General features: G+C 59.9%; 7 protein-coding genes. 2 read left to right on the forward strand and 5 right to left on the reverse strand.

Annotation, left to right across the window (positions count from 1 at the left end):
- Positions 1–6: 6 nt before the first annotated feature.
- The 5 genes from ACUTJJ_RS02440 to hutI form a co-directional block, all read right to left on the reverse strand.
- The gene (locus ACUTJJ_RS02440; protein WP_445541175.1) at positions 7–1,017 is read right to left on the reverse strand and encodes an alpha/beta fold hydrolase; all 1,011 of its coding nucleotides are present in this window, start codon (positions 1,015–1,017) and stop codon (positions 7–9) included.
- Positions 1,018–1,202: 185 nt separating this feature from the next.
- The gene (gene hutU, locus ACUTJJ_RS02445) at positions 1,203–2,876 is read right to left on the reverse strand and encodes a urocanate hydratase (RefSeq protein WP_209090820.1); all 1,674 of its coding nucleotides are present in this window, start codon (positions 2,874–2,876) and stop codon (positions 1,203–1,205) included.
- Between the two features lie 11 nt (positions 2,877–2,887).
- A complete protein-coding gene (hutG, locus tag ACUTJJ_RS02450; protein WP_445541176.1) occupies positions 2,888–3,688 on the reverse strand; it encodes an N-formylglutamate deformylase in 801 nt (266 codons plus the stop codon).
- A gap of 1 nt (position 3,689) precedes the next feature.
- Positions 3,690–5,234: a histidine ammonia-lyase gene (hutH, locus tag ACUTJJ_RS02455; RefSeq protein WP_445541177.1), complete on the reverse strand. Its 1,545-nt coding sequence runs from the start codon at positions 5,232–5,234 to the stop codon at positions 3,690–3,692.
- The gene (hutI, locus tag ACUTJJ_RS02460; protein ID WP_445541178.1) at positions 5,231–6,490 is read right to left on the reverse strand and encodes an imidazolonepropionase; all 1,260 of its coding nucleotides are present in this window, start codon (positions 6,488–6,490) and stop codon (positions 5,231–5,233) included. The genes hutH and hutI overlap by 4 nt, the downstream gene beginning before the upstream one ends.
- A 114-nt stretch (positions 6,491–6,604) precedes the next feature.
- Here hutI and ACUTJJ_RS02465 point away from each other — a divergent pair, with 114 nt between their 5' ends.
- Both ACUTJJ_RS02465 and hutC read left to right on the forward strand, forming a co-directional pair.
- On the forward strand, positions 6,605–7,951 hold the full coding sequence (locus ACUTJJ_RS02465) for a formimidoylglutamate deiminase (RefSeq protein ID WP_445541179.1): 1,347 nt from the start codon (positions 6,605–6,607) through the stop codon (positions 7,949–7,951).
- Positions 7,952–8,002: 51 nt separating this feature from the next.
- Positions 8,003–8,728, forward strand: coding sequence for a histidine utilization repressor (gene hutC / locus ACUTJJ_RS02470; RefSeq protein WP_445541180.1), 726 nt, complete (start codon positions 8,003–8,005; stop codon positions 8,726–8,728).
- The last annotated feature ends 173 nt before the right edge of the window (positions 8,729–8,901 follow it).

An 8,901-nucleotide genomic window follows, 5' to 3' on the forward strand; every position in this document is an offset into this window, starting at 1 on the left:
GTGTTTCTACATACCGCCGTCGCTGGCAATACGCCTTTCAAGCATCTTCTGCGCCGCATAAAGGTTGGCTTTTTTACCGGCGAGTTTTTCGATTGCCGTCACAACGAGATCCCGCGCGACGTAATCGGATTTATGTCCGAGATTTCTGACAACGACGAGTGTCGATCCTGTTATCGTGCGCGCAAGCTGGCGAGAATGGATTTCCGGCGAAACGACATTGTCAGTGTCACCGGTGATGATGACCGTCGGCGCTCTTATTTTTGCATAATTTGGCGCAGTATTCCGGGCCCAGGCGTTCAGCGCTGCGACCTCCTGCGCGTTATGGCGAAACGCCTTCGGCCTTAACGCGGCCCATGCGCGCGTGGCCTCGATGTAGCCCGCGGGACGACTATTGGGAGCAAAAACCCCGCGCGTTGCCTGATCGAGCGCGAAGAAGCCTACCGGAGGCGCGATAAAAGTGGAAAAGAGCGGTCCCATCACTGGAGCGCTCGCTGCCGTATAATACCATGCGATACCGCCCGGCCAGGGATAGACCGCCGGCGAAAGGAACACGAGACCCGTCACCATCTCCGGATGACGCAAAGCAAAGGCCGCTGTGATCGCGCCACCGAATGAGTGTCCGACGATGATAGCCTTGCGGATTCCGCGCTTTTTCATCAGTTCGGCAATCGCATCGGCCTGCCCGTCCGGCAGGATATTGTCACTGCCACCAATATCGGAGGCCCCGTGGCCAGGTCTGTCGATAAATAATAGCTTCGCGCGGCCGTTGAGCCTGTCGGCAAAGGAAAACAGCGGATCGTAGAGGCTTGCGCTTGCGCCATGAAGAAAGACGATCGGCGGCAGGTCCGCCTGTTTTTGAGGCTCGATCAACAGGCTGTTGAGCTTGTATCCGCCCACATCGATTCTCACCGGAACGGCCCCGCGGCTTTCGGAGGCGGTGGCGACGCTCGATGACAACAGGGGAAAAACTGTACCGATCAGAAGACCAAGCGCAAGGGAGATATGTCGTGGTGCCATGCTGTCGTCCGCGCTCCATCAAAGTCATCGGTTTATCGCCGAGGCGAGACATCACACCTGAGCAGAAGCAAGTAACGAAGAAATCGATTCGAAAGTTTCAGACGAGGGAACGGGCTGAACGATGATGTCCATCTCCGTCCTTGAAAGGCAAGGGCCGCGCGGCGATGGGCCGCGCGGCGACACCATCAGTTGCCGAGGATGCCGGGCAAACGCAGGCCCTGTTCCCTGGCGCATTCAACGGCGATCTCATAGCCCGCGTCGGCATGGCGCATGACGCCGGTCGCCGGGTCGTTCCAGAGAACACGCTCCAGCCGGCGTGCGGCATCATCCGTACCATCGGCGCAGATGACCATACCGGAATGCTGGGAGAAACCCATGCCGACGCCGCCGCCATGATGCAGCGATACCCAGGTGGCACCGGATGCGGTGTTGAGCAGGGCGTTGAGGAGCGGCCAGTCGGACACGGCGTCCGATCCGTCCTTCATGGCTTCCGTCTCGCGGTTGGGCGAGGCGACGGAGCCGCTGTCCAGATGGTCACGGCCGATCACAACTGGTGCCTTGAGTTCCCCGTTCCTGACCATTTCGTTGAAGGCAAGCCCGAGGCGATGGCGATCGCCAAGGCCGACCCAGCAGATGCGCGCCGGCAGGCCCTGGAACGCGATGCGCTCGCGCGCCATGTCCAGCCAGTTGTGCAGGTGCTTGTTGTCAGGCAGTAGTTCCTTCACCTTGGCGTCGGTCTTGTAAATGTCTTCCGGATCGCCCGAAAGGGCAGCCCAGCGGAACGGACCAATGCCGCGGCAAAACAGCGGGCGGATATAGGCCGGCACGAAGCCCGGGAAGGCGAAGGCGTTTTCCAGCCCCTCGTCCTTGGCGACTTGGCGGATATTGTTGCCATAGTCGAGCGTCGGAACGCCAGCATTCCAGAAATCGACCATGGCCTGCACATGCACCTTCATGGACGCACGCGCCGCAGCGGCAACGGCCTTCGGATCGCTTTCCTGCTTTGCACGCCATTCGGCAACGGTCCATCCGGCTGGAAGATAACCGTGGACCGGGTCATGCGCCGAGGTCTGATCGGTGACGATATCGGGGCGGACGCCGCGACGGAAAAGCTCTGGAAAGATTTCCGCCGCATTGCCGATGAGGCCAACGGATTTCGCCTCACCTGCCTTGGTCCATTGGTCGATCAGCGCCAGCGCCTCGTCGAGCGTGTGCGCCTTTGCGTCGACGTAACGGGTGCGCAAGCGGAAATCGACGCGGGTCTCGTCGCATTCGACCGCAAGGCAGCAAGCTCCAGCCATGACAGCGGCCAGCGGCTGCGCACCTCCCATGCCGCCGAGACCACCGGTCAGGATCCATTTGCCCTTCAGGTTGCCGCCGTAATGCTGACGGCCAGCCTCGACGAAGGTTTCATAAGTGCCCTGCACGATGCCCTGCGTACCGATATAGATCCACGAACCGGCCGTCATCTGGCCGTACATGGCAAGGCCCTTCTTATCCAGCTCGTTGAAATGATCCCAGTTCGCCCAGTGCGGCACGAGGTTGGAATTGGCGATCAGCACGCGCGGCGCGTCCTTATGGGTGCGGAACACGCCGACCGGCTTGCCGGATTGCACGATGAGGGTTTCGTCCTCGTTCAGATCCTTCAGCGTCGCGACGATGCGGTCGAAATCGTCCCAGGTGCGGGCGGCGCGGCCTATGCCGCCATAAACGACAAGCTCATGCGGGCGCTCGGCGACGTCAGGATCCAGATTGTTCATCAGCATGCGCAGCGGCGCTTCCGTCATCCAGCTTTTGGCATTGAGTTCAGTGCCCTGCGGTGCACGGACGTCGCGAACATTGTGACGTGGGTTGTTCATGTGCTTTCCCCTTATCGTTTCGTGGCGAGCGCAAATCTTTCCATGCGCGTAAGAATGGTTTTGAGATGGGTGCGAAGTTGTTCAGCTTTGGCAGCATCGTAGGCAAAAGGCGGCGTCTCGCTTTGAAGATGGGTGGACTGCGCCAGCTCCATCTGAATGGCGTGTACGCCGGTTTGCGGCTTGCCGTAATGGCGAGTCGTCCAGCCGCCTTTGAAACGGCCGTTCAGGATGCTGTCATAACCTTCAGCGGAAGCGGTTACTTCGACGGCGATTTTCTCGATTGACGGATCGCAGGTCTTGCCCATGTCCGTGCCGATGTTGAAGTCCGGCAGCTTGCCCTCGAACAGGAACGGGATGTGCGACCGGATCGAATGGCAATCGTAGAGAATGGCGATACCATGGATCGATTTCACCCGTTCGATTTCCGCCGCAAGGGCTGCGTGATAGGGCGCGTGAAAGTTTTCAAGGCGGTAGGCGATGTCGGATTCTGTGGGCTCCGCTCCCGTTTTCCAGATGGCATTTCCATCGAAGTCCGTTTCCGGGATAAGGCCGGTCGTATTCTGGCCGGGATAAAGGCTGGTGCCGGAGGGATCGCGGTTTGCATCGATCACGTAGCGGTGGAACGTTGCCCGCACGGTTGTCGCGTTTTCGAGAAGCCCGGCATAAAGCTCATTGATATGCCAATCCGTATCGGCGAGGATTTTGCCAGTGTCGTTCAGGCGGTCCCAAATTTCCGCCGGCACATCGGTGCCGGTGTGCGGCAGGCCGAGAATAATGGGCGAAGAGCCTTGTCTGACCTCGAAGGCGCGCATCTCAAACCTCCAGCTGCGGCAGAATGCCGTTCGAAATTGCCGAGACCAGCGCGCCCGAAGCAATCAGTTCCGACGCCTTCTTCAGGTCAGGTGCCATGTAGCGATCCTCTTCCAGGGAAGGTATAGCCCCGCGCAGAACGGCAATCGCCTTCTGCAACTCCGGGCTGGTCTTCAGTGGTCCGCGCAGTTCGACACCCTGGACGGCGGACAAGGCTTCTATGCCGAGGATGGCGAAGAGATTGTCGGTCATCTGCAGCAGGCGCCGCGCGCCGTGGCACGCCATCGACACATGGTCTTCCTGGTTGGCCGAGGTCGGCGTGGAATCGACCGAGGCGGGATGCGCCATCTGCTTGTTCTCGCTCATCAACGCGGCGGAGGTGACTTCGGCGATCATCAGCCCCGAATTCAGGCCTGGCTTTTTGGAAAGAAACGCCGGCAGGCCATAAGAAAGCGCTGGATCGACCAGCAGCGCCACGCGGCGCTGGGCGATCGCGCCGATCTCGCAAATGGCAAGCGCCGTCTGGTCGGCGGCAAACGCCACCGGTTCGGCGTGGAAGTTACCGCCCGACACAACGGAATTGTCTGACAGCACCAGCGGATTGTCGGTCACCGCATTCGCTTCGATTTCCAGCGTGCGGGCAACTTGGCGTAGAAGATCGAGGCAGGCGCCGTCCACCTGCGGCTGGCAGCGGATGCAATAGGGATCCTGGACGCGCTCGTCGCCCTCGATATGGCTGACGCGGATTTCCGAACCCTCCAGCAGGTTGCGAAGTGCCGCTCCCGCATCGATCTGACCCTTATGGCCCCGCAGCGTGTGAATATCCGGATGGAAAGGAGCAGACGAACCCATGGCGGCGTCGGTGGAAAGCGCACCGGTAATCAGCGCGGCTTGCGCGGCGCGATGGGCGCGAAAAAGGCCGGCCAGCGCGAGCGCTGTCGAGGTCTGTGTACCGTTGATGAGGGCGAGACCTTCCTTGGCTGCAAGCACGACGGGGGTCAACCCGGCTCTGGCCAGCGCTTCACCAGCGGGCAGAAGCGAGCCTTCAAAAAAAGCCTCGCCTTCGCCCATCATGACTGCAGCCATGTGGGCGAGCGGTGCGAGATCGCCGGAAGCGCCGACCGATCCCTTCTCGGGAATGACCGGGATGACGCCCTTTTCCAGCATGCCTTCGATCAGCCGTACCAGTTCCAGCCGCACGCCGGACGCGCCGCGGCCGAGCGAAACGAGCTTTAGCGCCATGATCAGCCGCACGACATTTTCAGGCAGCGGCGCGCCAACGCCGCAGCAATGCGACAGGATGAGATTGCGCTGCAGGGTCGCCACATCGGCGGCGTCGATCTTGATGGAAGCAAGCTTTCCGAAACCGGTATTGATGCCGTAGACCGGGGCATTGCCAGCGGCAATTTCAGCAATGCGGGCTGCCGCTTTTTCTATGCCGGCATCGAAGGAGCGATCGAGCTTTGCGGTGCCGTTTTCCCAGTAAATCGTCGCGAGATCGGCAAGCGTCACGGCGCCTGGGTGAAGCGTGATGGTCTTCATGGTCATGAGGAAACCTTCTGTCCCTTGAAAATACGGGCATGGAGCGGGTTAAAACCGATTCGGTAGACAAGCTCGGCCGGGCGCTCGATATCCCAGATGGCGAAATCGGCGGATTTACCGGCTTCCAGCGTGCCGGTTTGAGCACCGAGGCCGAGTGCCTTTGCCGCATTGCGTGTCGTTGCCGTCAGACACTCTTCCACGGTCATGCGGAAAAGTGTCGCTCCCATGTTCATAGTCAGCAGTAACGAGGTGAGCGGCGATGTGCCGGGATTGCAATCCGTTGCAAGCGCGGTTTCGGCTCCGGCATCGCGCAGTGCCTGAACAGGCGGCAGCTGCTTTTCCCTGAGCGCATAAAAGGCGCCGGGCAGAAGCACGGCCACGGTTCCAGCTTTTGCCAGCGCCTTCGCACCGGCCTCGTCGAGATATTCCAGATGATCGGCCGAAAGCGCGTTGTAAGATGCCGCAAGCGCGGCGCCGCCGAGATTGGAAAGCTGCTCGGCGTGCAGCTTGACGGGAAGTCCGCGCTGCCTTGCTGCCGCGAAAACCCGGTCTATATCAGCCACGGAAAAGGCGATGCCTTCGCAAAAACCGTCAACCGCATCTGCCAGTCCTTCCGCATGGGCCTTTTCCAGCCCGGGCAGAACCACGTCGGTAATATAGTCGGCGTTGCGGCCCTTATAGTCCGCAGGTGTCGCGTGTGCGGCGAGGTAGCTGGTGACGATGCGCACCGGGCGCAATGTCTCAAGCCTGCGGGCCACGCGCAGCATTTTCAGCTCGGTTTCGATGTCCAGACCGTAACCGGATTTGATTTCAACGGTGGAAACACCTTCGGAAAGAAGCGTGTCGAGACGCGGCAGAGCCTGCGCCACCAAAACTTCCTCCGAGAGCGCGCGCGTGTCGCGCACCGAGGAAACGATGCCACCACCTGCCTTGGCGATCTCTTCATAGGTCGCGCCATTCAACCGCATCTCGAATTCCATCGCGCGATTGCCGCCGAAGACGAGGTGGGTGTGGCAGTCGATGAGGGCAGGGGTGATCCAGCGGCCACCGCAATCGTTGGTCTCGTCGGCTTTCCACAGATCGGCGGGCAGATCGCTTTCAGGGCCGGCAAAGGCAATGCGGCCGTTACGCACGGCAATGACGGCGTTTTCGACGGCACCGATGCCTTCCATGGCGGGATTGAAGGTTGCCAGCCGGGCGTTGCGCCACAAAGCGGCGGCGTTTCCCGTCGCCGTTACGTTTGCAGATTTGTTCCCTGGCATTTGCTTTTCGCCTTTCCTTTGTGAGTTAAATGTATATACATAATAATCGGCTTGGCAAGCTGCAATTTTGGGTTTGAAATGGCCTTGCCGGACAGAACCAAAGGAGAGGGTGGCATGACGGCAATTTACGCGGGCGCAGCGCTTCTGACGGAAGGATGGGCGAAGGACGTTCGCATCATATGCCAGGACGGTCTCATTGCCTCCGTCGAAACAGGCGCTTCCGCGCAGCCCCTGGACGAGCGGCACGCCGTCATTGTCCCGGCCATGCCCAATCTCCACAGCCACGCGTTTCAGCGCGCCATGGCCGGGCTTGCTGAAATCCGTGGACCGGGTGACGACAGTTTCTGGAGCTGGCGCACCGTGATGTATAAGTTCGCGCTCTCCATGACGCCTGACCACGTGGAGGCGGTTGCTGCCCAGCTCTATATGGAAATGCTGGAGGCCGGATTTGGCAGGGTTGGTGAATTCCACTACCTGCACAATGACCGCGACGGTTCACATTACGGCAATATTGCCGAAATGGCCGAACGCATCGGCGCGGCCGCGTCGCAGACGGGTATCGGTCTGACCCTGCTGCCTGTCTTTTATGCCCATTCCGGTTTCGGTGGTCAGGCTCCGATAGACGGACAGAAACGCTTCATTCATTCGCTCGACAGTTACGCAAAGCTGATGCAGAGCGCAGAGGCTGTGGTAGGCAGACTGCCGGGCGCCGTCCTTGGCATAGCGCCCCACAGCCTGCGCGCTGTCACCGCCGACGAGCTGGCGGCCATAGAGCCTCTGGCAAAAGGGGGACCGATCCATATTCACGTCGCGGAACAGACGAAGGAAGTTGAAGACTCCCTGGCCTTTTCCGGTGCAAGGCCGGTGGAATGGCTGCTTGAAAACGCGCCCGTCGATAGCCGCTGGTGCCTGATCCATGCAACGCACATGACGGAGAGTGAAACGCGCGCCATGGCGAAGAGCGGCGCAGTTGCCGGTCTGTGTCCGATCACGGAGGCCAATCTCGGCGACGGCATCTTCCCGGCTCCGGGCTTTCTTTCCGAAGGTGGCCATTACGGTGTCGGATCCGACTCCAATATCTTGATTTCCGTTCCGGAAGAGTTGCGAACGCTTGAATATTCGCAGCGCCTCTCGCTTCGCGCGCGCAATGTTATCGCCGACGCCGGCCGTTCCACCGGCGAGAAACTTTTCCGCGGTGCACTTCAGGGCGGCGGCAGGGCGATGGCGTCGCCAAATGGCCTGGAGCGCGAGAAAAGTGCAGATTTTGTCGCACTTGATGTATCCGCCGTTCCATATCTTGCACCATCGCAAATTCTCGATCAGTGGATATTCGCGGGTGGCGTGGGCGTCGATTCCGTTTGGGTGCGCGGCAAGAAATGCGTCGGTGGCGGCCGTCATATCCGCCGCAGCGAAATCTCTGCCCGATTCAACAAGGTCATGGCTGAACTTCTTGAGGGCTGATATAGGGTCGGCGGAGACCAAGAACTGCCATTGGAGAAGGGGAGTGCGGACGTGACGACAGCATCGGCCGGGCAAACCCTGCACCAGCGTATCCTCGGCGATATAGAGGGCAGGATTGTTTCAGGCGAATGGCCGCCGGGGCACCGGCTGCCATTCGAGGTCGATCTCGCGGACCAGTATCAGTGTTCGCGTATGACCGTGAATAAGGTCATGAGCCAGCTCGCCAAAGCCGGATTGATCGAACGTCGCAAGAAGTCAGGCAGTTTCGTCCGTCAGCCGCAAATCCAGTCAGCCGTTCTGCAAATTCATGACATCGGCGCGGAAGTCGAATCGCTTGGGCTCGAATATGACTTCAAAATCCTTGAACGCGGACTGCGCAACGCGAATGCAGGGGATCGCGAACGACTGGATGTGGCGACCGGCACACCATTGCTTGAGATTCTCTGCATCCATCTTGCCGGCGCGCGGGAATTCTGCGTCGAGCAGCGTCTCGTCAATCTGAGTGCCGTGCCGGAAGCGGCCGAAACCGATTTCTCCGAAATCGCCCCGGGGCCGTGGCTGCTGGGTCATGTGCCGTGGAGCACTGCCGAACATCGCATCAGCGCGGAAACGCCTGCAAAGGAAATCACGCGTCTTCTGGGTATCGGCGACAGGCAGGCGTGTCTCGTGGTGGAGCGACGCACCTGGAGCAATTCCGGTGCCGTCACCTATGTGCGCTTTACCTATCCCGGCAATGCCCATGCGCTTGTGGCCCGCTTCAGCCCGTCGTCAGACTGACATTGCTGCCGCCTGCGGCAACCTTTAATCCTGAAATGCAAACCCTATATAGGGAAGGTCGATGATGAACGCTCAAAACCGGTAGAAACCGGTTAATTGACGTTAATCTGTATGACAAATCTTAAATTCACCTCTAAAATCAATAAGAAGACGGATTTCTCGATTTTTTCGAA

It is taken from the genome of Agrobacterium sp. DKPNP3 (assembly GCF_052686535.1).